A 22,337-nucleotide genomic window follows, 5' to 3' on the forward strand; every position below is an offset into this window, starting at 1 on the left:
GATGAGATTTGCAGCACACTCCCGAGCCGTCAAACCGGGACGGCCCCGAGCGGGACCGTCCCGGAGGAATGGGTCAGGCGGTGCAGGCGGCATGGACGCGGTCGGCGGCTTCGGCGAGCGGGATCTCGCTCTTCTCGCCGGTGGCGCGGTTGCGCAGCTCGACGACGCCCTGGGCGAGGCCGCGGCCGACGATGAGGATGGTGGGCAGGCCGAGGAGCTCGGCGTCCTTGAACTTGACGCCGGGTGAGACCTGGGGCCGGTCGTCGACGAGGACGCGCAGGCCGCGGGACTCCAGCTCGGCGGCCAGCTCCAGGGCGACTTCGACCTGACGCTCCTTGCCGGTGCCGACGATGTGCACGTCGGCGGGGGCGACCTCGCGCGGCCACACGAGGCCGAGCTGGTCGTGGGCCTGCTCGGCGATGACGGCGACGGCGCGGGAGACGCCGATGCCGTAGGAGCCCATGGTGATGCGGACGGGCTTGCCGTCGGGGCCGAGGGCGTCGAGGCCGGCGGCGTCGGCGTACTTGCGGCCGAGCTGGAAGATGTGGCCGATCTCGATGCCGCGGTCGATGGACAGCCCGGAACCGCAGCGGGGGCAGGGGTCGCCGGCGCGCACCTCGGCGGCCTCGATGAACCCGTCGGGGGTGAAGTCGCGGCCGGCGACGACGTTGACGGCGTGCTTGCCGGGCTCGTTGGCGCCGGTCACCCAGGAGGTGCCGTCGACGACGCGGGGGTCGACGAGGTAGCGGATGCCGAGGTCGCTCAGCACCTGCGGGCCGATGTAGCCGCGGACGAGGCCGGGGTGCTTGGCGAAGTCGTCGGCTTCGAAGATTGCGGGCTCGCCGGGGGCGAGCGCGGCCTCCAGGCGCTTGAAGTCGACCTCGCGGTCGCCGGGGACGCCGACGACGAGGGTCTCGACCTTGTCGGAGCCGGGGGTGGTGACCTTGACGACGACGTTCTTGAGGGTGTCGGCGGCGGTGACGGACAGGCCGTGGTGCTCGTTGAGGTGGGCGACCAGGGTGTCGATCGTGGGGGTGCCGGGGGTGTCGAGGACCTTGAGCGCGTCGAGGCCGTCGAGGGCCCGGGCGGCGGGCGCGGGGGTGGTGACGGCTTCGGCGTTGGCGGCGTAGCCGCAGGAGTGGCAGGCGACGAAGGTGTCCTCGCCGGTGGGGGTGGGGGCCAGGAACTCCTCGGAGGCGGAGCCGCCCATCGCGCCGGAGGTGGCGAACACGATCTTGTACGTGATGCCGAGGCGGTCGAAGGTGCGGATGTAGGTGTCGCGGTGGGCCTCGTAGGAGCGCTTGAGGCCGTCGTCGTCGAGGTCGAAGGAGTAGGAGTCCTTCATGATGAACTCGCGGCCGCGCAGGATGCCGGCCCGGGGCCGTGCCTCGTCGCGATATTTCGTCTGAATTTGGTAAAGGGTGACCGGATAGTCCTTGTAGGAGGAATATTCGCCCTTCACCAGATCGGTGAACAGCTCCTCGTGCGTGGGGCCGAGCAGATAGTCGGCGCCCTTGCGGTCCTTGAGCCGGAAGAGCGTGTCGCCGTATTCGGTCCAGCGGCCGGTGGCCTCGTAGTATTCGCGGGGCAGCAGGGCGGGGAAGAGCACTTCCTGGCCGCCCATCCGGTTCATCTCCTCGCGGACGACGCGGGCGACGTTCTCCATGACGATCTTGCCGAGCGGGAGCCAGGAGTAAATGCCGGGCGCGACGCGGCGCACGTAACCGGCGCGGACGAGGAGCTTGTGGCTCGGCACTTCCGCGTCTGCCGGGTCGTCCCGCAGGGTGCGAAGAAACAACGACGACATGCGCAGCAACACGGCCACTCCTCGGTCGAGCCTGATGTGAGGGCTACAGGCTATCGACTCCGGGACGCCCGCCGCGCGCGCTCAAACCGCTACGGTGATCCAGCCGCCCATGGCCGCGGCCAGCCCGGTGGCGAACAGCCCCGCGAGCCCCACCGCGCACGCCAGCGCCCGCGCCCGGCCGCCGGCGCCCCGGCGCAGGGCGAGCACCACCCCGATGGCCCCCGCGCCGATCAGCACGGCGGGGATCGGCCAGAAGGAGCGCTCGTCGCCGATGAACCCGGGCGTCGCCCGGTCCACGACGTCGGCCAGCACGAGCGCGCCGATGACGCCGGCCGCGTAGTCGCCCCACCGGTCCTTCCTGCGGGTCACGTACGCGAGCAGGCCGGTGCCGACGAGCAGGGCGACGGTCCAGTTGAGGCCGGCGGGACTGCCGCCGATGATGTCGAAGTCGAGGTCGCCCCGCAGCGCGCTGCCGCCCATCGCGGCGACCAGCATCGACACGGCGGCCAGGAACGTGGTCAGCAGCGCCCAGCCGAACCCGGACGCGCTCGCCCCGACGGCCAGCGCCATCGCGAGGTAGACGTACGGGTCGTAGACGTGCTCCAGCCAGCCCGGCCCCCGGCCTGCGGTGATCATGCCGATGAAGCCGACGGCCAGTCCGCCCAGGAAGGCCGCCAGCAGATGACGTTCGATGCCACGCTGCCGCCGGTCGTATTCGGCGAAGTCGGCATACTCGATCGCGGTTTTCTCCATCCCCATTCCCTGGTCATCCCACCCCCGGCGATTCTCCAGGGACGACCACATCCAGATTATGTGATCGTACATAAAAGGCAAATTTCGGTTAACCGTAAGCAATCTTGGCGGTGGGAATGGGAAAAGGATCAACCGCCGAGAAGTTCTTCCCAGGGGTGGCGGGTGTTGGTTCGGCGGGTGGTGTCGAGGGCCTCGGCCAGCCGCCAGAACCCTGGGCGGGCGCGGTCGCGGACGCGGCCCACCGGGTCGACGGCGCGCAGCTCGAAGCGGACGCCCATGACGTCGAGCACCGCGCGCGAGTTGCCGCAGGGGCCCGCCGGGGTGGCGTCGAGCAGGGCGGCGACCTCGGAGGCGTAGGGGCCGTCGCGCCATTCGATGTGCCAGCTGTGGTCGGCCCCCCGCCACCAGGTCAGGTCGCGGGCCGCCTCGATGAACTCCGCCTTGGTCGCCAGCGCGGCCATGACGCGGCCGAACGCCTCGAATCTCAGCGATTCGGTCAGATGCCTCCGCGGCCCGTGCTTTCGCCTCACGAACAACCACTCTGATCGCGACCGCACCCATCCCGCAAGCCCTGGCGACCTTGAGGCCCGGGGCCCGGGAGAGGAGGATCGGGGTGAGGCGCCATCGGATCGGGGATACATCGGATCTGGCGGGCATAGGGAGGCAGCGTGACGTTGCGCGTGGCGGTCATCGGTTCGGGACCCGCCGGGATCTACACGGCCGAGGCGCTGGTCAAGCAGTCGGCCGAGGACGTCGAGGTGGACGTGCTCGAACGGCTGCCGACGCCGTACGGCCTGGTCCGCTACGGCGTCGCGCCCGACCACACCTCGATCAAGTCGATCGCCGGCTACCTGCGCAGGGTGCTGGAGCTGCCGCAGGTGCGCTTCCTGGGCGGAGTCACGCTCGGCGAGCACCTGTCGGTGGCGGACCTGCTGACCTGCTACGACGCGGTCGTCTACGCCACCGGGGCAATGGTCGACCGGCGGCTCGGCATCCCGGGCGAGGACCTGCCGGGCAGCGTGGCGGCCACCGACTTCGTCAACTGGTACTGCGGGCATCCGGACGTCGACCCGTCGCGGTTCACGCTCGACAGCCCCGAGGTCGCGGTGATCGGCGTCGGCAACGTGGCCGTGGACGTGGTGCGGGTGCTGGCCAAGACCGCCGAGGAGCTGAGCGCCACCGACGTGCCGCACGACGTGCTCGAACGGCTCGGCGACAGCCAGGTCAAGGCCATCCACATGATCGGCCGGCGTGGCCCCGAGCACGCCAAGTTCACGCTCAAGGAGCTGCGCGAGCTCGGCGCGCTGGCCAACGCCGACGTGTGCGTGCGCCCGGAGGAGGCCGCCGTGCTCGGCGGCGACTTCCCGCGCCAGGTGCGCGGCAACATCGAGGTGCTCCAGTCGTGGGCGAGCCGCGAGCCCGCCGGCCGGCCGCGCCGCCTGGACGTGCGCTTCTGGCTGCGGCCCGTCGAGATCCTCGGCGCCGAGCGGGTCGAGGGGCTCCGGCTCGAACGGACCCGCCTGTCGGACGAGGGCCGCGTGGTGGGCACCGGCGAGTACGAGACGCTGCCGGTCGGCATGGTGCTGCGCTCGGTCGGCTACCAGAGCGTGCCGCTGCCCGGGGTGCCGTTCTCGCAGGAGACGATGACGGTGCCGAACGTGGCGGGGCGGGTGCGCGAGCGCGAGTACGTCGCGGGCTGGCTCAAGCGCGGCCCGACCGGCGTGATCGGCACGAACAAGTCCGACGCCGCCGAGACCGTCCGCACGCTGCTGTCCGACCTGGCCGGCGCCCGTCCCGTCGGGCTCGCCTCCGTCGACGGCCTGCTGGCCGAGCGGGGCGTCCGCCCGGTCACGTACGCGGAATGGCTGGAGATCGAGGCCGCCGAGGCCGAGCTGGCCAGGACGCTGGGCCGAGGCGAACGGGTCAAGCTGGTCGGCCTGGACGCCATGCTGCGAGCCTGCCGCCCCTGACCGGCCCTGACCGGCCCTGTTCGGCCCCATTCGGAAGGCATCGGATGCTCGACTTCGACCAGGTTCACCGCGAGCAGCAGGCGCTCTACCCCGCCGCTGAGCCCGGCTGGCAGCCCGGTTGGCAGCCCGTGCACACCGTGTACGTGCCGGCCGACCGGTTCTCGGCGGGCACCGTGGCCGCGTGGGGAGAGGAGGCGCTGGGCCTGGTCAAGGCGCATCTGGCCGGGCCGGACGAGCTCGCCGGGGTGTTCGGCGTGCCCGACGGGATCGCAGGTGACGTGCACGGCAGGCTGGTGCGCAAGCTGGCTGCCGAGCCGGTCGAGGACCTGCGGGTGGACTTCGAGGACGGCTACGGCGGCGGGCCGGACGACGAGGACGGGCACGTCGACCAGGCCGTGGAGGCGCTGGCCGCGATGCACGCGGCCGGGACGCTGCCGAGGCGGTGGGGGCTGCGGGTGAAGTCGTTCGCCGACGGCGACCCGGCACGCTCGACGCGGACGCTCGACCGGTTCGTCACCGGCTTGGCCGGGCGGGCCGGCGGGCTGCCGGAGGGTTTCGTGGTGACCTTCCCGAAGGTCCTGATGGAGGCGTATCTGGGGATGTTCGCTGGGTTCCTCCAGGGGCTGGACGACCGGGCGGGGCGGCGGCTGCGGTTCGAGATGCAGGTGGAGGCGCCGCAGACGGTGCGGTTCCTGCGCGCGGGGCTGACATGCGGCGGGCGGCTGGCCGCGGCGCACTTCGGCGTGTTCGACTACACGGCGGCGATCGGGCTGCCGCCGCACGAGCAGCGGCTCGACCATCCGGCGTGCGACCATGCCAGGCACGTGATGCAGACGGCCTACGCGGGCACCGGCGTGGAGCTGTCGGACGGGTCGCTGGCCGCCTCGCCCGCCTCCGGCTCGGCGGAGGACGTACGGGCGCTGTGGCGGCGGCACGCCGGGCTGGTGCGCCACTCGCTGGCGCACGGCTTCCACCAGGGCTGGGACATGCATCCGTCCCACCTGGTGAGCAGGTTCGCCACGGTGTACTCCTTCCACCTGGCGACCTACGACTCCTACCGCGAGCGGGTGCGGGCCTGGCGGGAGCGGCGGCCGGTCGGCGGCGTCCTGGACGAGCCGGCCACGATCCGCACGCTGGAGTCGGCCCTGCGCAGGGCCGACGCGGCGCTCGGCTGACCGGCCCGGCGGCTCAGTCGCGCTCGACGAGCGCCCGCCAGCGGCGGACCATGTGCGGGTCGATGGGCTCCGACCAGTCGCGGCGCACGGCCGAGCCGACGTGGAAGGCGCGCACGCCGTAGTCGAGCAGGTCGGGCACGTGGTGGGGCTTGAGGCCGCCGCCGGCCAGGATGATGGACCCGTCGCCGGCGTCCGCGCGTCCCTTGAGCACGGGCAGGCCGTCGCCCACGCCGAGCGGCGAGCCCGCGGTGAGCACGGTCGCCAGGTTGGGCAGCAGCCGCACGGCCCGCCAGGCCGCCTGCACGTCGGCGGCGTGGTCGACGGCCCGGTGGAAGGTCCACGGCAGCGGCGAGACGGCGTGGATGAGCGCCTCCGTGGCCGCCAGGTCCACCGCGCCGGCCTCGTCGAGGAACCCGAACACGAACCCGGCGGCGCCCGCCTGCGCCAGCTCCCTGGCGTCCTGGCGCAGGCGTTCCAGCTCCTCGGGGGTCCCGGCGAACCCGGGGCCGCCGCGCAACATCACCATCTGCGGCAGCGGGCACGCGGCGGCGATGGCCGCGACCGTCTCCGGGGCGGGCGTCAGCCCGTCGGCCGCCATGTCGGCGACGACCTCCAGGCGGTCGGCGCCGCCCTCTTCAGCGGCCACGGCGTCGCGCACGTCAAGCGCGATCACCTCAAGGAGGGATCCGGTCATGCAGCAGAGGTTATATGGTGCTCTGCACCTTTTTGCGCGAATAGAGATCCCCGCGTTCGCCCGGCCGGAGAACCCCGGGGACCGGCGTCAGGCGCTGATCAGCTCGGGCAGGGTCAGATCACGGAAGGCCGTGATCGCCGAGTCGGCCGCCGGGCGCTGGAAGAGCGCGCCGGACGCGCGATGCGGCAGGTCCACCGTGCGCACGTGCCGGAAGCCCCGGCCCCGGTAGTAGTCCTGCAGCCGCCGGTTTCCCTTGGCGCAGTCCAGCCGCAGCCACGGCAGCCCCGCCGCGTACGTGGTCGCCCCGGCCCAGTCGAGCAGCGCGTCGCCCAGGCCGCTGCCCGACCAGGGGCGGGCGATGGCCAGCTTGTGCACGTACAGCGCGGCGCCGGGGTCGTCGTCCGGCGCCCAGAACTCGGGGTCGGCGTGGCCGTCCAGGGCGATGGTGGCGACCGGCCGGGCCGAGCCGTCCGGGTCGAAGTAGCGCAGCTCGTCGTCGAGCAGGAACAGCACCCGCTCCTCGATCAGCGGCTCGATGCGCTCGGGGCCGAAGCCCGCCCGGGGCCACTGGCGTACGCCCCGGGTGTGCAGCCACTCGGCGGTGTCGGCGAGGAGCGTGAGCACGCCCGGGAGGTCGGCGGGCTCGGCGCGCCGGAGGGTCAGCGGGTGCAGCAGCGTGTTCGCGTGCATGGGTCTGCCTTTCGTTGCGAGGGGTGGCCGAATCGACACAGAGCGTAATCGCTCAATGGGACACAAACCCGACAGGGCTAGATAACCCGATATATGCGGATAAATCGCTATTGGGGAGCGGTGCACCACTCCCCAACGCTCAGCGAGACGGCAAGCTCACTGGGCCGCGGCCGGCGGGATCACCCCCAAGCAAGGCCGCTCAGCGGCGGTCGAGCTCGTATCTGATCAGATGCTTGTCGGCAGGCAGCACCGACACCGCGACGCGCACCGGCATGTCGCCCTCGTCGTAACCGACCCGGACATAGACCACAACAGGGGTGCCAAGCTCAAGCTGGAGCCGCTCGGCCTCCTCCTGGTTGGGCATGCGGGCCCAGATGTCGTCCACCACGCGCACCTGCGCGTGTCCCAGCTCCTCCAGCACCCGGTTGGCGCCGCGCTCGATGTCCCCGGGCCGGGCGATCTCGGAGTTGGCGACCAGGTCCCGGGGGAAGTAGGAGTCGTTCGTGTTGTAGGGCTGGCCGTCCACGAACCGCAGGCGGCGGCGCACCACCGCGAGCTGTCCGTCGGCCAGCTCGAGCCGGCTGGCGATCTCCTCCACGGGGGAGACGGTCAGCACCTCGATGTACTGGCTGGGGGCACGGCCTTCCTGCGTCACGGCGTAGGCGAAGGCTTCACGCAGCTCTCCCGTGGGCTGCGGTTCCAGCTCTCGCTGCGGATAGATGAGCAGCGGCCTGCGGTCTCTGACCACCGTTCCGCGTCGTGGCGTACGCGTGACAAGCCCCTCATTGACCAACTCCCCGAGGGCCAACCTGACGGTGTTGCGGCTCACCCCATGGTCTTCCATGAGCTGCGCCTCAGTCGGCAGCTGCGCTCCGGGGCCGAGTACGCCGGAGTAGATGGCCCTTCGTAGCTCCGAAGCCACCTGCTGATACAGCACCGACCTTGCCACTTTCACCCCTTTTGTTCCAACAATTTAGACGATCTGGTTCTAGCAGGCCATCACCCCTTGACCGGACGGCATCGGGAGCCGCATCATCCATTCGTTGGTACAAATCCATCGAAAGGCCGGTGAGGGGGTGAGGGCCGGTGGTGCCGGTCCACGCGGGTACGCCGTACCTGCCCTGGGACTCCCCCCGTGATGCAACACGTTTACTGCGTTACGCGTTGCCTCGCCAGGGATTCACCCACACCTACCAGAGCAGCGGGTACGGCATGTCCGCACTTTCCGAGTCAGCCGAGCTGAACGTGTGGTGCGAGGACGGGTCCCTCGTCTGGCACGAGGGGAGCGCCCCCGTCCGCCACCCCATCGACGACCCGGCCGGCGCGGCGGATCGCATCGCCGCAGGTTACCGACACCCGGAGTCCTCGCAAGAGGGTCACTCCCCCACCATCTCCGTGCGCGAACCCACGGTCTAGGACTCCATCCCTCGCCGGAGTCCTGGCGCCGCCGCTCACGGGGCAGGAAGCGCGCCCTGGCGGGTCCCCCACGCCCGCCAGGGCGCGCGATCCACTCCAGAGGCCCTAGCAAGCGCTTGGGCCTCTTTCGCGTTACGATGAGGCCGGCGCGGCGGGCGTACCGCTTGACAGCCTTCCGGGGGCGAGCCTAACGTCCAAGCAAGCGCTTGGTTTATACGAGGAGGCGGCCCATGACCCCCCACGCTGCCCGGCCCATCGCGCCGAGCCGGCACCCGGGCCTGGCGATCCCCCGGCCGCGCCGCACCCCGGCCGCCGCCACTCCCCCCGCGCCCGCCGTTCCGACCGCTCCCGCCGTCCCGGTGGTTCCCGCGCCCCGGCCCGACAGCGCGCGGTTCCGGTCGGTGCTCGGCCGGTTCGCCACCGGCGTCGTCGCCATCACCGCGCTCGACCCGGTCGACGGCAGCCCGTGCGGCCTGGCGGCCAACTCCTTCACCTCGGTGTCGCTGGACCCGCCGCTGGTGGGCTTCTGCGTGGCCCACACCAGCACGAGCTGGCCCCGGCTGCGCGCCACCCGCGCCGTGACCGTGAACGTGCTGGCCGAGCACCAGCGCGCGGCCTGCGCCCAGCTCGCCTCGCGGGGCGGCGACAAGTTCGCCGGCCTCGGCTGGACGCCGTCCCCTGCCGGCAACCCGGTGCTCGACGGCGCGCTCGCCTGGCTCGACTGCTCGATCGAGGCCGAGCACCGGGCCGGCGACCACATGATCGTGGTGGCCCGGGTGCACCGGTTCGACACGCTCGGCGACGGCGGGCCGCTGCTGTTCTTCCGAGGCGGTTACGGAGCGTTCACGTCCGCCCGCTAGGCGCGGGACCTGGGCCGCTCTACTGTCCGCAGTATGGGCACACGCTCCTCGTACCTGCTCGACGTCCTGATGACGGAGTTCGGTGAGTCGATCACCACCGATCCGTCCGCATTCAGGCGCAAGTTCCGGAAGATGGCGGCCTCCCCCTTCGCGTTCTACCGGGGCAGCGCCTGCCTGTTCTACGCCGACCTCACCGGGCCGTTCGCCGACGACTCCTACCTGGACGAGGCCACCAGCCGGGTGTGGATCCACGGCGACCTGCACGCGGAGAACTTCGGCACGTACATGAACGCCTCCGGCGTGCTGGTCTTCAACGTCAACGACTTCGACGAGGCGTACGTGGGCCCGTACGTCTGGGACCTCAAGCGGTTCGCCGCCAGCGTCGCCCTGCTCGGCTACGCCAAGGCGCTGTCGGACGCGGCGATCGGCGAGCTGGTCGGCGGGTTCGCGGGGGCGTACCTGACCGAGCTGACGGCGATCGCCCGGGGCGGCGACGACGCGATCGGCTCGCTCACCCTCGACACCACCTCGGGCGTGCTGCACCGGGTGCTGCAGACGGCCCGGCTCAGCACGCGGGTGGCGATGCTGGACGCGGAGACCGTGGTGGAGGACTACGACCGGCGCTTCGCGTTCATGGAGGGGCGCGTGCCGGTGGCCGACGGGATGCGGGCGTCGGTGCGGGCCGCGTTCGAGGACTACCTGACCACGCTGCCCGCCCCGGCCACCCCGGCGAACCCGGTCGAGCACGTCATCAAGGACATGGCGCTGCGCAAGGGCGTGGGCATCGGCTCGGCCGGGCTGCCCTCCTACAACCTGCTGCTGGAGGGCCGTTCGCAGGCTCTGGAGAACGACGTCATCCTCTACATGAAGCAGGCCCAGGTCCCGGCCGTGGCCCGGTACGTCACCGACGAGAAGGTCTCCCGCTACTTCCGGCACCAAGGGCACCGGACCGCCGAGTCGCAGCGCGCCCTCCAGGCGTACGCCGATCCGTGGCTCGGCCACACCACGCTGAACGGCGTCGGCCAGCTCGTCGCCGAGGTGTCCCCGTACTCGGCCGACCTCGACTGGGACGACGTGAACGAGCCCGCCGAGCTGCACGCGATCGTGCGGGACCTGGGGCGGGCGGTGGCGCGCATGCACGCGGTCGCCGACGACGACTCCAGCCACGACCTGGTGAGCTTCTCGACGGAGGCGGCGATCGTGGCGGTGGCCGGCGGCGACGCGGGCGGGTTCACCGCGATGCTGGTGGAGTTCGCGCACCGCTACGGGGCGCAGGCCCGCGAGGACCACCGGCGGTTCGTGGACCTGTTCCGCAACGGCCGCCTTCCGGGGGTGTGACGACCGACCGGTCGGTATGGCATGCTTCCGGAATATGACTCTGTTCTCGGTGGAAGGTAAGACAGTCGTCGTCACGGGCGGGTCGCGCGGCATCGGCCGCATGATCGCGGCAGGGTTCGCGGCGGCCGGCGCGAAGGTCCACATCACCGCCCGCAAGGCGGCCGAGGTCGAACGGACGGCCGCCGAGCTGGGCTGCTCCTCGGTGGTCGCCGACCTGTCCACCTCCGAAGGGGTGGCCGCGCTGGAGGCGGCCGTGGACGGCCCGGTGCACGTCCTGGTCAACAACGCGGGCGCCACCTGGGGCGCGCCGCTCGCGGACTATCCGGAGAGCGCCTTCGACAAGCTCTGGAACATCAACGTCAAGGGCGTCTTCTACGTCACCCAGCGCCTCCTGCCCCAGCTGCGCGAGGCCGCCACCGCCGACGACCCGGCACGTGTGATCAACGTCGGGTCCATCGACGGGATCAAGGTGCCGTCGATGGAGACGTTCGCCTACTCGGCCACCAAGTCCGGCGTCCACATGCTGACCCGGCACCTGGCCAAGCAGCTAGCCCGCGAGCACATCACGGTCAACGCGCTGGCCCCCGGGCCGTTCGAGTCCAAGATGATGGCCTTCGCGCTCGACGACCCCGCCACGCGCGACGCCATCTCGGCGAGCGTGCCGCTGGGCCGGATCGGCCGCCCCGACGACATGGCCGGAGCGGCGATCTTCCTGGCGTCGCGGGCCGGGGCCTACCTGACCGGGACCGTCATCCCGGTGGACGGCGGCATCTCCTGCTGACCGGCCCAAGTCAGAGCAGTTCGCGCAGCGCCGTGGCCAGGCTCGCCGCCGCACCCGGCTCGTAGCGCAGATAGAGGTACGGCTCCGTCAGCTCCAGCTCGATGACCGCCGGGCTGCCGTCGGGGAGCCGGACCAGGTCGATCCGGGCGTAAAGAAGGGCCTGGGGGATGGCGGCAAGCACCTTCTCCGCGAGTTCGACCTGGTCCGGGGCCGGGGTGCGCACCTCGGCCCGTGCGTTGTCGGCACCGGTCATGCCGGGCGTGAGCATCGGGGTGCGCCGGACGGCGTGGCTGAGACGGCGGTTGAAGTAGAGGAGCGAGGTCTCGCCCTCGGCCTCGACCATGTCGAGATAGGGCTGGACCATGGGGGTGCGGCCGGCGGCCTCCAGGGCCGCGGCGTGCGCACCGGCCCGGTCGCGGTCGGTGGTCCTGATCGTGTCGCGGGCGCCCGCGGAGATCGCGGGCTTGACGACGTACTCGTCCCAGCGCGGCAGGTCATGCGCCGACCAGTGCGTCGGCACCGTCGGAACGCCGAGGTCGCGCAGATAGGTCTTGTCGGTGTTGGCCTCGATGACGGAGGCCGGGTTGAGGAGCCGGGAAACCTGCTCCACCCGCCTGGTCCAGGCCAGGAACTCCGCCCTGCGGTCGACGTAGTCCCAGACCGAGCGGACCACGACGGCGTCGTAGGCGCTCCAGTCGACGCCGGGGTCGTCCCAGCGTTCGGTGCGACCTTCGATGCCCTGTTCGCGCCAGGCGGCCAGGGCGAGCTCGCGCTCGTCGTCGTGCGTGTCGGGGTCGTCAAACGTCGCATATGCACAGGTAGCCATCCGCTGATGCTAATAGCGGACAGAACAAATGCCGATTGCGGGCCTGCTGGTTGCGGGGTGGCTGGCTACGGGGTTGGTCGTTGCGCGGTTGGTGATCGCGCGGGTTGGTGATCGCGGGATTGCTGGTTGCGGGCTTGCTGATCGCGGGGTGGCTGGTTGCGGGGCTACTGCGGAGGGGTTGATGCCGGAGAAGGGCCCACGCGCCCGTGCCCAGGCCCGGGCGCGTGGGCGGAGGTCACTAGTCGACCTCGACCTCCTGGCGGGCGGCGCTGTCGTCGGTCGCCACGTTGGCGTTGCCGTTGATGTTGTTGACGTTGGTCGAACCCCAGCCGCCGACGTTGCTGGTGCCGATGTTGGCGAAGTTGTTGCCCGTCTGCGACGACTCCTCGTTCCAGCTCGAGTTGTCGTTACGCGTGTCGGCCTGGGCCGGGGCGGCGAGCAGGGTGGCGCCGGCAGCGGCGGCCACGACGAAACCGGTCACGCAGAGCTTCTTGATCATGTCGATGTTCCTTCCGATGAGTGTTGCTGTTACGGGCCCGCCGGACGGGGCCGGCGGAATCGGGGAAGGCGGATCGCCTAGTAGAAGATGTAGGTCACGGAGATGCTTCCGTCGGAAGCGGTCGTGGCGATGCCGTTGAGGTTGTTGACGTTGACCGAGCGTCCCCACCCTTTGTTGGAGGCGCCGACGTGCGCGAAGTTGTTGCCGGCCTGGGAGGACTCGGAGTTGGTGCTCCAGTTGTCACTCCAGGTGTCCGCGTGAGCCGGGGCGGCCAGCAGCGTTACGCCCGCCGCCGCCGCGACCACGGCACCCGCCGCGCACAGCTTCTTGATCACTACAGCTCCTTCGCCAGAGGATTGGCTTCCAGGGGCAGCAGGCATGGGCCCGAGGTGACTACCGCCCCTTTGACCTGTCTTGACCCGGAGAGGTCAAGGTCAAAGCGAGCATATAACTATGGGTTGCCAATCGGTAGCTTTGAGTAATTAGAAGATTCTTCTGTGCCATGCTCGCTGACAGGAGGTGGCAGCGAGGGCCGTCTAGCGTCCGGCGCATGATCTACGAGTTGCGCCGCTACACGCTGCGGCCGGGGCGGCGGGAGACTCTGCTGTCGCTGTTCGAGCGGGAGTTCGTCGAGACGCAGGAGGCCGTCGGCATCGACGTCATCGGCCAGTTCCGCGACCTCGACGACCCCGACGCCTTCCCCTGGATCCGGGCGTTTCCCAACATGGCGGACAGGAAGGCCGCGCTCACCGCGTTCTACACCGGACCGGCGTGGCAGGCGCACCGGGAGGCGGCCAACGCCACCATGATCGACTCGACCGACGTGCTGCTGTTGCGGCCCGCCGGGGGTCGTCTGCCCCGATGGGACCGGCCTCCCCTGCATTCCGGGGAGGCGGCCTCGTCACTGTGGGTGGCCACGATCTACCACGTCGAGCCGGGATTCGAGGCGTTCTTCGCCGACGAGGTGGCGTCCCTGCTGGCGGCCGGCGGTACGCCTCCGGTGGCCTGCTTCGCCACCGAGCATGCGGAGAACACCTACCCCTTGCTGCCCGTCCGTACGGGGGAAGAGGTGTTCGTGTGGTTCGCCCGCTTCGAGAGGGAAGCGGACGAGCGGGTGGTCGACGTCCCGGCGCTCGCCCAGCGGCTCACCGCGCCACCCCGCCGCCTCCGCCTCACCCCCACCCCCCGCTCCACCCTCCGCTGACCCGGGCCCCCGCCCCTCAACGGAACCGGACCCAAGGCGGAGCGGCTCAAGGCGGGGCGCGGGCCCGAGAGAAAGCCAGCGTCCAACCGAAGGCCCAGCCGCCCACCGGGGCGGACGCGGAAGCACACTCCCACAGGGCCGCCGAGGGCCGATGCGGGCTGGGCGCCCCCAGGCAGAGCGGCCCCCGGTAGGGCGGCCCCCAACGCGGAGGCGGACGCGAACACGGGCGTCGCGGCGTGAGGCGACCCCAGGCGGGGGTCGGCGCGGGAGGCGGACGCGGTCGCCGGCCGACGTGGGGGTCGGGCCGATGTGGTCGGCTGATGGAGTGAACGCGAGGGCGGGGCGAGGGCGGGGCGAGGGCGGGGCGAGGCCGGGGCGGTGCCCGAGGGGCCGCTGCTGACGTGGTCGCCGGCGAGCGGCGGGGGCGGCCGGGGCAGCGACCTGGAGGCCGCCGCCCGGTCGGCGCGTTACTGGCCCGATCGCTGACCCCCAGCCGGGGCCCGGCGGTCAGAGGACGGTGATGCCGCGGGCGGCGAGGATGGCGTCGGCCTGGGCGCGGTTGACGATCGCGCCGCCGAACGCGCGCAGCCGGGCGTCGTCGATCTCCCCCAGGTCGGCGCCGCGCAGGTCGGCCCGGGTGAACACGGTCTTGAGCAGCTTGGCCTCGCGCAGCCGGCAGTCGGTGAACGTGGCGTCGGTGAAGTCGCAGCCCGACAGGTCGGCCTCATCGAAGCGGACGCCTTCGATCTCCTCGCCGCGCAGGGAGCAGCCGCCCAGGTTGGCCATGGTCAGGTTGGAGCGGGTGACGCGGAAGCCGGTGCCGCGGCTGCCGGTGAGCGAGGCGCCGATCAGGCGGCAGCCGGTGAACGACGCGTCGGTCATCAGCGCGCCGCCGAACTGCGCGGACGACAGGTCGACGTCGGTGAACACGGCGTCGATGAGGTCGGCGTCGCTGAACCTGACCCGCATCCCGCCGCCGCCCGTGAAGACGGCGCCGTCGAGGTCGGCCTTGCGGAAGTCGGCCTGTTCCAGCACGCAGGACTCGAACCGGGCCCCGGCCAGCGAGGCTCCCCACAGGTCGGCCTCGGTGAGGTCGCAGCCGCGGAAGACGTGCGTCTCGTCCGGGGCGAGCCGGTCGGTGAGGGATGTGCCGGAGAGGTCCTCGCCGTCGAAGTTCACGGTGTCACAGGCTACCGGTGATCACCTCGGCGGCGGCCCGGCCGCAGACGGGGGCGGAGCCGTACGTGGCGATGTGCACGGCGCCGAGGTCGGAGCGCTGGGGCAGGCCCATCTCGACCACGACGGCGTCGGGGCGGGCACTGAGCAGGTGCCGTACGGCCTCGCCCTGCCAGGGGTAGCGGTGCACGTCGCGTACGACGACGACCAGGGGGCGGGAGGCGGCCAGGGCGACGAGGTCCTCGATGGCGGCGCCGGACGCCTCGCCGGCGGCGAAGCGGGTGACGGCGGTGCCGGGCATCAGCTCGGCGAGCGGGCCGGCGACGCCCCACGGGGTGGACTTGTCGATGGCCAGGTTCATCTCGGGGGCGAGTTCCACGACGTGCGGGGGTGTGCGGAGCGGCAGGACGGCGGCTCCCGTGCGGCGGGTGACCCGCACGGCGCGCCGGGCGGCCGCGAGTCCGGCGTGGCCGTTGTGCGCGGCCCGCTCGGTGGTGACCGACATGCCGTCCGCCCCGGCGCCGACCATGTTGTCCGTTGGTGTGCTGCCCGAGGAGGCGGCCCAGACGGCCAGCTCGCGGACCCGGCGTGCGGCGTCGGCCAGTCGCTCCTCGGGCAGCAGTCCATCGGCGACCGCCGTGACGATCGCGTCCCGTACCTCGATGGCCGTGGCCTCGTCGGCGTGCTCGCCGCCGACGCAGATCGCGTCGGCTCCCGCGGCGATGGCGCGGGCGGCGGCGCCGCCGATGCCGTACGCCTCGGAGACGGCGGCCATCTCGATGCCGTCAGTGACGATCATGCCCTCGAAGCCGAGCTCCTCCCGGAGCAGTCCGGTGAGCACCTTGGGGCTGAGGGTGGCGGGCAGGTCGGGGTCGTACACGGGCACCAGCAGGTGGCCGGTCATGACGGACCGGACGCCCGCCTTGATCGCCTCGCGGAAAGGGCGGAGCGCGTCCTCGATCCCGCCGGGGGCGACGACCGGCACGCCGTGGTGGGAGTCGACGGAGGTGTCGCCGTGGCCGGGGAAGTGCTTGGCGCAGGCGGCGACGCCGGCGGACTGCAGGCCGCGCACGAAGGCCCGGGTGTGGCGGGCGACCAGGTCGGGGTCGGCGCCGAAGGCGCGCAGGCCGATGACCGGGTTGTCGGGGTTGGAGTTCACGTCGGCGGAGGGCGCGAAGTCGATCGTGATGCCGCACGCGGCCAGGTCCAGGCCCAGGTCGCGGGCCAGGGTCTCGGTAAGCGCGACGTCGTCGACGACGCCGAGGGCGTAGCCGCCGGGGCGGGTGCTGCCGGTGGCGACCTCCAGGCGGGTCACCTCGCCGGTCTCCTCGTCGGTGCCGACCAGCGCGTACGGGTTCTCGGCCCGCAGCGCCGTGGTCAGCCGGGCCACCTGGGCGGGGCCGGTGATGTTGCGGGAGAACAGCACCACCCCGGCCAGGCCTTCCCCGAGCCGCCGGCGTACCCAGTCTGGAGGGGTGACCCCCTCGAAGCCCGGCAGGAGGACGGCGTCGGCCAGGCGCACAAGGTCACCACTCTTGGACATGACCCGCAATCTAATAGGAAAGTTTCTTATTTGCTAGAGGCATTTTCGAACGTCAGCAGGTTCGGTTGCCGGACGAACTCCGCCGCGATGCGCAACAGGGCGCCCGCCCGGCCGACGGCCGCCGCCGCGCGCCCCCGGCGGGCCGCCGCTCCCCGGCGCCAGCAGCGGCTTCGGCCGTGAACAAGCGATTGTCCGAGGGCCCATAATGGTCGTGTGACAACGCGAAAGAACTCCGCCGGCACGACCCCGGCTCCGGCCAAGCGCCAGCGCGCGGCCTCGACGGGGGCGGCCTCGGAGCGCCGGGACCATCTCGTCAAGCTCGCGGCGGAGCTCTTCGCGGCCAAGGGCTTCCAGGCGACGACGGTCCGCCAGATCGCCCAGGAGGCCGGCATCCTCTCGGGCAGCCTCTACCACCACTTCGACTCCAAGGAGTCGATCGTCGACGAGGTCCTGTCCACGTTCCTCGATGATCTCATCGCCCGCTACCGGTCCGCGATCGACTCCGGCCCCGACGCCCGCGCGGTGCTGACGGAGATGGTGCGCATCGGCTTCGGCACGCTGGAGCCGCACCGCGCCGCGATCACCGTCATGCAGAACGACTGGAACTACCTGCGCCAGTTCGAGCGCTTCAGCTACCTGGTCAAGGCCGAGGACGAGGTGGAGCAGATCTGGGTCACGCAGATCAAGGCCGGGCAGGCGGCCGGGCTGTTCAGGCCCGACGTCGACCCCAAGCTGACCTACCGGATGATCCGCGACACGATCTGGGTGGCGGTGCGCTGGTTCCGCCCCGACGGCAGGCTCAACACCGCGACGCTGGCCGACCACTACATCACGGTGCTGTTCGACGGCCTGGCGACCGGCGAGCGGACCTCCCAGCGGGGATGAGTCTCGGCAAGGCGGTGCGGCTGGCCCTGCGGGAGGCGGCGGACCCGGACAAGGCCGCCGCGATGCAGTCGTACATGAAGTCCCCGATGCCGTTCCTCGGCGTGCAGGCCGGGCCGCGGCGCACGGTGCTCAGGCGGGTGTTCGCCGAGCACCGGCTCGACACCGCGCCCGAGTGGCGGCGCGCGGTGCTCGACCTGTGGCGCGAGGCCGAATACCGCGAGGAGCGCTACGCCGCCGTGCAGCTCTCCGGGCACCACCTCTACCGCGACTTCCAGACCCTCTACACGGTGCCGATGTACGAGGAGATGATCGTCAGCGGGGCGTGGTGGGACCTGGTGGACGAGCTGGCCACGCACCGGATCGGCGGGCTGCTGGCCGCCTACCCCGACACCATGCGGCCGCTGATGCTGGAGTGGGCGCACGACGCCGACCTGTGGAAGCGGCGCACCGCGATCCTGTGCCAGAACCGGTTCCGGGAGCGCACCGACACCGCGCTGCTGTTCGCGTGCATCGAGCCGAGCCTGTCCGACAACGACTTCTTCGCCCGCAAGGCGATCGGCTGGGCGCTGCGCGAGTACGCCAAGACCAGCCCGCGAGAGGTCGTCCGCTACGTGCGGGCCAAGGGCCTGTCGGGGCTCAGCCGCCGCGAGGCCCTGCGCAACCTGCCGGTCACCTAGCACGCGGTCGCGGTCACCTGGTCCAGAGGGCTTCCTGTACAGCCTGGACGAGGCCGAGGAGTTCGCCGGTGACGCGCTCCTTGGACCAGGCCAGCGCGTAGGTGATGCGCAGCCCGGCGCCGTGCAGCGGGACGAAGCTGACGTCGTCGCGGCGGGTGGCGCGGACCAGGAGCTGCGGCGCGGGCAGCACGCCCGCCCCGGCGGCGACCAGGTCGAGCGCGGCGGCGAAGTCGTCGTCGGCGACCATGCGCGGCTGGCCCGGCAGCCCGGCCCACGGCCTGCTGCCCGGCGTGAGGAGCACGCGGCCGACGAGGTCGGCGGGCTCGACGGCGGAGCGGGAGGCCAGGGGGTGCCCGGCGGGCACGGCGAGGTGGTCCACGCTGACGTGGAAGCGGGCGGCGGTGACGAACCGGGCGGGGGCCGGGGTGGCGAGGATCGCCGCCGACACCTCGCCCGCCTCCAGCGCCGCCGAGGCGGCGGCCCGGCCGGCCACGCGCAGCTCGACCCCGACGGCGGGAGTGCGGCCGGCCATCCTCCTGGCGATCCGCGCGGCCAGCGGCCCGGCGATCGGTGGATAAGCCAGATGAATGGTCGGACGGGCGAGCCGGGCGCCTTCCGCGGCGAACGCCGACACCGACTCCAGCACCTGCTCGGCGTGGGGCAGCAGCGCCTTGCCCGCGGCGGTGAGCCGCACCTCGCGGGCCGTGCGGGTGAACAGCCTGACCCCGGTGGCGCGTTCGAGCCGGGTGATGGCCTGGCTCACGGCCGGCTGGGACAGGCCCAGGTCGGCGGCGGCCGTGGAGAAGCTGAGCCGCGCGGCCACCCGCGCGAAGCACTGGATCTCCCTGAGCATAAGCAACACGAATAGATAATGCATCACGCCCGGCGGCCGGTGCACGATGCGAGGCGTTGACGATCGACGCTGAACGCTTGGAGCGCCCATGTCCCGTTTCCCGCAGTCCACCGTGCTCGGATACCCGAGGATCGGCCCGCGAAGGGAGCTGAAGCGGGCACTGGAGTCCTACTGGGACGGCACCGCCACCCGGCAGGACCTGGACCGCGTCGGCGCGGAGCTGCGCGCCGCCACCTGGCGCAGGCTGGCCGAGCTGGGCCTCGACGGCCTGCCGTCCAACACCTTCTCCCTCTACGACCAGGTGCTGGACACGGCCGTGCTGCTCGGCGCGGTGCCGGAGCGGTATCGGGGCGCGGCCGACCCGTACTTCGCCATGGCGCGGGGCACCGAAGGGCTGGCGCCGCTGCGGATGACGAAGTGGTTCGACACGAACTACCACTACATCGTGCCCGAGATCGGGCCGGAGACGGTCTTCAAGCTCGACGCGGCCAAGCCGCTGGCCGAGCTGCGGGAGGCGCGGGCGCTGGGCTTCGAGACGCGGCCCGTGGTGGTGGGGCCGGTGACGTTCCTGCTGCTGGCCGCCGATCCTGGGGCGGCGCTGGAGCGGCTGGACGACGTGCTGGCCTGCTACGAGGAGCTGCTGGGCGTGCTGGCCGCCGAGGGCGTGGCCTGGGTTCAGCTCGACGAGCCCGCGCTGGTCCAGGACCGCACGCCCGGGGAGCTGGCCGCCGTGCGCGCCGCCTACGACCGGCTCGGCTCGGCGGCGGCGCGGCCGGGGCTGCTGGTGACCGCGCCCTTCGGCCATCTCGGCGAGGCGCTGCCGGTGCTGGCGGCCACGCCGGTGGAGGCGATCGGCGTGGACCTGGTGCGCGGCGGGCTCGACGGCCTCGACGCGCTGGCGGGCAAGACGGTCGTGGCGGGCGTGGTGTCGGGGCGCGACGTGTGGCGGACCTCGCCGGAGCGGGCCGCGCACGCGCTGCGCGCCGTGGCCGAGCACGCCGCCCAGGTGGTCGTGGGCACCTCCTGCTCGCTGCTGCACGTCCCGTACGACCTGGAGGCGGAGCCGGGGCTGGACCCGGCGCTGAAGGCGCGGCTGGCGTTCGCCGAGCAGAAGGTGGCGGAGGTGGTCGCGCTGGCGCGCGGCGGGTTCGACGGCCCGGCCCCCGCCGTGCGGCCCGCACCCGAGCCCGCCCCCGTCGTCCGCGACGAGCGCGGCCCGTACCCGGTGCGGGCGGCGGCACAGGCCGCGCACCTGGGGCTGCCCGCGCTGCCGATCACCACGATCGGCTCGTTCCCGCAGACCGGCGAGCTGCGCGCGGCCCGCGCCGCGCTGGCCGCGGGCACGCTCCCGGCGCAGGAGTACGAGCGGCGCGTCGAGGCCGAGATCGAGCGGGTGATCCGGCTGCAGGAACGGCTCGGCCTGGACGTGCTCGTGCACGGCGAGCCGGAGCGCAACGACATGGTGCAGTACTTCGCCGAGCACCTGGACGGCTTCGCGGTGACGGCCAACGGCTGGGTCCAGTCGTACGGCTCGCGCTGCACGAGGCCCCCGATCCTGCACGGCGACGTGTCGCGGCCGGAGCCGATCACGGTCCGGTGGGCCCGTCACGCCCAGTCGCTCACGGACCGGCCGGTCAAGGGCATGCTCACCGGGCCGGTGACGATCGTGGCGTGGTCGTTCGTCCGTGACGACCTGCCGCTGCGTGACGTGGTGTTCCAGGTGGCGGCGGCGGTGCGCGAGGAGGTGCGCGACCTGGAGGCGGCCGGCGTGTCGATCATCCAGGTGGACGAGCCGGCGCTGCGCGAGCTGCTGCCGCTGCGGCAGGCGGCGCGGGCCGGCTACCTGGAGTGGGCGGTGGCCGCCTACCGGCGGGCGACGTCGGGGGTCGCCGACCGCACGCAAATCCACACGCACCTGTGCTATTCGGACGCCGACCAGATCCTCGACGCGATCGACGGCCTGGACGCCGACGTGACCACGATCGAGTCGGCCCGCTCGGGCGCCCGCATCCTGGACGCGGTGGGCTCGTTCGGGCGCGGGCTGGGCCCGGGGGTGTACGACATCCACTCCCCCCGGGTCCCGTCGTCCGCCGAGGTCGAGACGCTGCTGCGCCGGACCCTGGCCGCGCTCCCGGCCGAGCGCGTGTGGGTGAACCCGGACTGCGGCCTGAAGACCCGCACCTACGCGCAGGTGGAGGCGGCCCTGGCGAACGTCGCCGAGGCCACCGGCAGGCTGCGCGCCGAGCTCACCCGCGACGCCGGCTGAGCCTCACTTCAGGGCCCCCATCGTCAGGCCGGACTGGATCTGGCGCTGGAAGACCGTGTAGACGATCAGCATCGGCAGGATGGCGAGCGTCAGCGCGGCGAACAGCGCCGCCCAGTCCGCGTCGTAGCCGGCGGCGGTGGAGATGTCGGCGATGCCCTGGGTGAGCACCCACTTGTCCCGCTCCTGGAGCAGGACCAGCGGAAGCTGGTACTGGTTCCACTGGCCCAGCACGTTGAAGATCGTGATGCTGATCAGGCCGGGCCGCGCCATCGGCAGCATGATCTGGAAGAACACCCGAGTGTGCGACGCGCCGTCGACCATGGCCGCCTCCCCCACCGCCGTCGGCAGCGTGCGGAAGAACGCGGCGAGGAAGAACACCGTGAACGGCATCGAGTACGCGATGTACACCAGCACCAGGCCGGCATGCGTGTTGAGCCCGATGAACGGCCCGATCAGCGGCACGCTGCCCATGTTCTGCACCACGAAGAACAGCGGCGTCAGCGCCAGGTAGACGGGGAACGCCAGGCCGGAGACGAACAGCAGGTAGACCGCCCGGTTGCCGCGGAACGGGTAGCGGGCCAGCACGTAGGCCGCCATCGCGCCCAGCAGCATGGTCCCGGCCACGCTGAAGGCCACGACGATCACGCTGTTGACGAAGTACTGCCCGATGTTCACCTGGTCCCAGGCGCGGGCGAAGTTGTCCCAGCGCGGCGTGGCCGGCAGCGACCAGGCGTCGCCGAAGATCTCGTCCTCGCTCTTGACCGAGGCCAGGAACGTCCACAGGATCGGCACCACGGTGAGCACGGTCCACAGCAGCAGCGCCAAATGGGTGAGCGTCGCCAGCGGGCCCAGCCTCCGGCGGCGCTCCTGCCGGGCGGCCTTGCGCGAGTTCGCGACCGTCCACGAGGTCATCGTCGTCATCTC

23 protein-coding genes and 1 pseudogene are annotated in these 22,337 nt (G+C 72.0%); 10 read left to right on the top strand and 14 right to left on the bottom strand.

What is annotated here, in order from left to right; translation table 11 throughout:
* Positions 1–73 precede the first annotated feature (73 nt).
* The 3 genes from AB0G11_RS11165 to AB0G11_RS11175 all read right to left on the bottom strand — a co-directional run bounded on the left by AB0G11_RS11165 (position 74) and on the right by AB0G11_RS11175 (position 3,090).
* Positions 74–1,819, bottom strand: coding sequence for a proline--tRNA ligase (locus AB0G11_RS11165; RefSeq protein WP_357585339.1), 1,746 nt, complete (start codon positions 1,817–1,819; stop codon positions 74–76).
* A 69-nt stretch (positions 1,820–1,888) separates the two neighbouring features.
* Positions 1,889–2,560 (bottom strand): hypothetical protein, encoded by a 672-nt coding sequence (locus tag AB0G11_RS11170; protein ID WP_219519147.1) that lies wholly within the window; start codon positions 2,558–2,560, stop codon positions 1,889–1,891.
* A 128-nt stretch (positions 2,561–2,688) separates the two neighbouring features.
* Entirely contained in the window at positions 2,689–3,090 is a 402-nt protein-coding gene (locus AB0G11_RS11175) for a hypothetical protein (protein WP_308126253.1), read from the bottom strand.
* A gap of 138 nt (positions 3,091–3,228) precedes the next feature.
* Between AB0G11_RS11175 and AB0G11_RS11180 the strand changes: the two genes are divergently transcribed.
* Both AB0G11_RS11180 and AB0G11_RS11185 read left to right on the top strand, forming a co-directional pair.
* A complete protein-coding gene (locus AB0G11_RS11180) occupies positions 3,229–4,530 on the top strand; it encodes an FAD-dependent oxidoreductase (RefSeq protein WP_357585341.1) in 1,302 nt (433 codons plus the stop codon).
* A 44-nt stretch (positions 4,531–4,574) separates the two neighbouring features.
* Entirely contained in the window at positions 4,575–5,705 is a 1,131-nt protein-coding gene (locus AB0G11_RS11185) for an aldolase (protein ID WP_357585343.1), read from the top strand.
* Positions 5,706–5,718: 13 nt separating this feature from the next.
* On the opposite strand, the gene AB0G11_RS11190 is transcribed toward AB0G11_RS11185, so the two are convergent.
* The 4 genes and pseudogenes from AB0G11_RS11190 to AB0G11_RS11205 form a co-directional block, all read right to left on the bottom strand.
* Entirely contained in the window at positions 5,719–6,399 is a 681-nt protein-coding gene (locus tag AB0G11_RS11190) for a copper homeostasis protein CutC (RefSeq protein ID WP_219519141.1), read from the bottom strand.
* Between the two features lie 87 nt (positions 6,400–6,486).
* Positions 6,487–7,089, bottom strand: coding sequence for a GNAT family N-acetyltransferase (locus tag AB0G11_RS11195; RefSeq protein WP_357585345.1), 603 nt, complete (start codon positions 7,087–7,089; stop codon positions 6,487–6,489).
* 199 nt (positions 7,090–7,288) lie between these two features.
* The gene (locus AB0G11_RS11200) at positions 7,289–7,837 is read right to left on the bottom strand and encodes a UTRA domain-containing protein (RefSeq protein ID WP_308126254.1); all 549 of its coding nucleotides are present in this window, start codon (positions 7,835–7,837) and stop codon (positions 7,289–7,291) included.
* 6 nt (positions 7,838–7,843) lie between these two features.
* Positions 7,844–8,044, bottom strand: a pseudogene (locus tag AB0G11_RS11205) (winged helix-turn-helix domain-containing protein); the annotation flags it as partial.
* Between the two features lie 257 nt (positions 8,045–8,301).
* Between AB0G11_RS11205 and AB0G11_RS11210 the strand changes: the two are divergent.
* The 4 genes from AB0G11_RS11210 (at position 8,302) to AB0G11_RS11225 (ending at position 11,484) form a co-directional block, all read left to right on the top strand.
* Positions 8,302–8,505 (top strand): hypothetical protein, encoded by a 204-nt coding sequence (locus AB0G11_RS11210; RefSeq protein ID WP_357585347.1) that lies wholly within the window; start codon positions 8,302–8,304, stop codon positions 8,503–8,505.
* A 230-nt stretch (positions 8,506–8,735) separates the two neighbouring features.
* Positions 8,736–9,365 carry a flavin reductase family protein gene (locus AB0G11_RS11215; protein WP_357585349.1) on the top strand — a complete coding sequence of 210 codons (630 nt, stop codon included), beginning with the start codon at positions 8,736–8,738 and terminating at the stop codon, positions 9,363–9,365.
* Between the two features lie 33 nt (positions 9,366–9,398).
* Complete coding sequence (locus tag AB0G11_RS11220; protein ID WP_357585351.1) at positions 9,399–10,703, top strand: DUF2252 domain-containing protein; 1,305 nt, start codon at positions 9,399–9,401, stop codon at positions 10,701–10,703.
* Positions 10,704–10,752: 49 nt separating this feature from the next.
* Entirely contained in the window at positions 10,753–11,484 is a 732-nt protein-coding gene (locus AB0G11_RS11225; protein ID WP_357585353.1) for an SDR family oxidoreductase, read from the top strand.
* Between the two features lie 10 nt (positions 11,485–11,494).
* On the opposite strand, the gene AB0G11_RS11230 is transcribed toward AB0G11_RS11225, so the two are convergent.
* From AB0G11_RS11230 to AB0G11_RS11240, 3 genes are all read right to left on the bottom strand, one after another.
* Positions 11,495–12,310, bottom strand: a complete 816-nt coding sequence (locus AB0G11_RS11230; protein WP_357585355.1) for a hypothetical protein — start codon at positions 12,308–12,310, stop codon at positions 11,495–11,497.
* A 238-nt stretch (positions 12,311–12,548) separates the two neighbouring features.
* Positions 12,549–12,809, bottom strand: coding sequence for a hypothetical protein (locus tag AB0G11_RS11235; RefSeq protein ID WP_219510191.1), 261 nt, complete (start codon positions 12,807–12,809; stop codon positions 12,549–12,551).
* 77 nt (positions 12,810–12,886) lie between these two features.
* On the bottom strand, positions 12,887–13,144 hold the full coding sequence (locus tag AB0G11_RS11240) for a hypothetical protein (RefSeq protein WP_219510201.1): 258 nt from the start codon (positions 13,142–13,144) through the stop codon (positions 12,887–12,889).
* Positions 13,145–13,359: 215 nt separating this feature from the next.
* On the opposite strand from AB0G11_RS11240, the gene AB0G11_RS11245 reads away from it, so the two are divergent.
* Positions 13,360–14,013, top strand: a complete 654-nt coding sequence (locus AB0G11_RS11245; RefSeq protein ID WP_357585357.1) for an NIPSNAP family protein — start codon at positions 13,360–13,362, stop codon at positions 14,011–14,013.
* A 507-nt stretch (positions 14,014–14,520) separates the two neighbouring features.
* On the opposite strand, the gene AB0G11_RS11250 is transcribed toward AB0G11_RS11245, so the two are convergent.
* Positions 14,521–15,192, bottom strand: coding sequence for a pentapeptide repeat-containing protein (locus AB0G11_RS11250; protein WP_219510189.1), 672 nt, complete (start codon positions 15,190–15,192; stop codon positions 14,521–14,523).
* A 4-nt stretch (positions 15,193–15,196) separates the two neighbouring features.
* Positions 15,197–16,732: a glycoside hydrolase family 3 N-terminal domain-containing protein gene (locus AB0G11_RS11255; protein WP_219510188.1), complete on the bottom strand. Its 1,536-nt coding sequence runs from the start codon at positions 16,730–16,732 to the stop codon at positions 15,197–15,199.
* 213 nt (positions 16,733–16,945) lie between these two features.
* On the opposite strand from AB0G11_RS11255, the gene AB0G11_RS11260 reads away from it, so the two are divergent.
* Positions 16,946–17,617 carry a TetR/AcrR family transcriptional regulator gene (locus tag AB0G11_RS11260; RefSeq protein WP_357585359.1) on the top strand — a complete coding sequence of 224 codons (672 nt, stop codon included), beginning with the start codon at positions 16,946–16,948 and terminating at the stop codon, positions 17,615–17,617.
* A complete protein-coding gene (locus AB0G11_RS11265; RefSeq protein WP_219510186.1) occupies positions 17,614–18,294 on the top strand; it encodes a DNA alkylation repair protein in 681 nt (226 codons plus the stop codon). Before AB0G11_RS11260 ends, AB0G11_RS11265 begins: the two co-directional genes overlap by 4 nt.
* 13 nt (positions 18,295–18,307) lie before the next feature.
* Here the strand turns inward: AB0G11_RS11265 and AB0G11_RS11270 are convergent, their stop codons facing one another.
* Positions 18,308–19,147, bottom strand: a complete 840-nt coding sequence (locus tag AB0G11_RS11270) for a LysR family transcriptional regulator (RefSeq protein WP_246646098.1) — start codon at positions 19,145–19,147, stop codon at positions 18,308–18,310.
* A gap of 88 nt (positions 19,148–19,235) precedes the next feature.
* On the opposite strand from AB0G11_RS11270, the gene metE reads away from it, so the two are divergent.
* Complete coding sequence (metE, locus tag AB0G11_RS11275) at positions 19,236–21,413, top strand: 5-methyltetrahydropteroyltriglutamate--homocysteine S-methyltransferase (RefSeq protein WP_219510183.1); 2,178 nt, start codon at positions 19,236–19,238, stop codon at positions 21,411–21,413.
* Between the two features lie 3 nt (positions 21,414–21,416).
* Here metE and AB0G11_RS11280 read toward each other — a convergent pair whose 3' ends face one another.
* Positions 21,417–22,334, bottom strand: a complete 918-nt coding sequence (locus tag AB0G11_RS11280) for a carbohydrate ABC transporter permease (RefSeq protein ID WP_246646093.1) — start codon at positions 22,332–22,334, stop codon at positions 21,417–21,419.
* Positions 22,335–22,337 lie beyond the last annotated feature (3 nt).

The sequence above is a fragment of the Nonomuraea sp. NPDC023979 genome (genome assembly GCF_040639085.1).
In the GTDB taxonomy this organism is placed as follows: Bacteria; Actinomycetota; Actinomycetes; order Streptosporangiales; family Streptosporangiaceae; genus Nonomuraea; species Nonomuraea ceibae.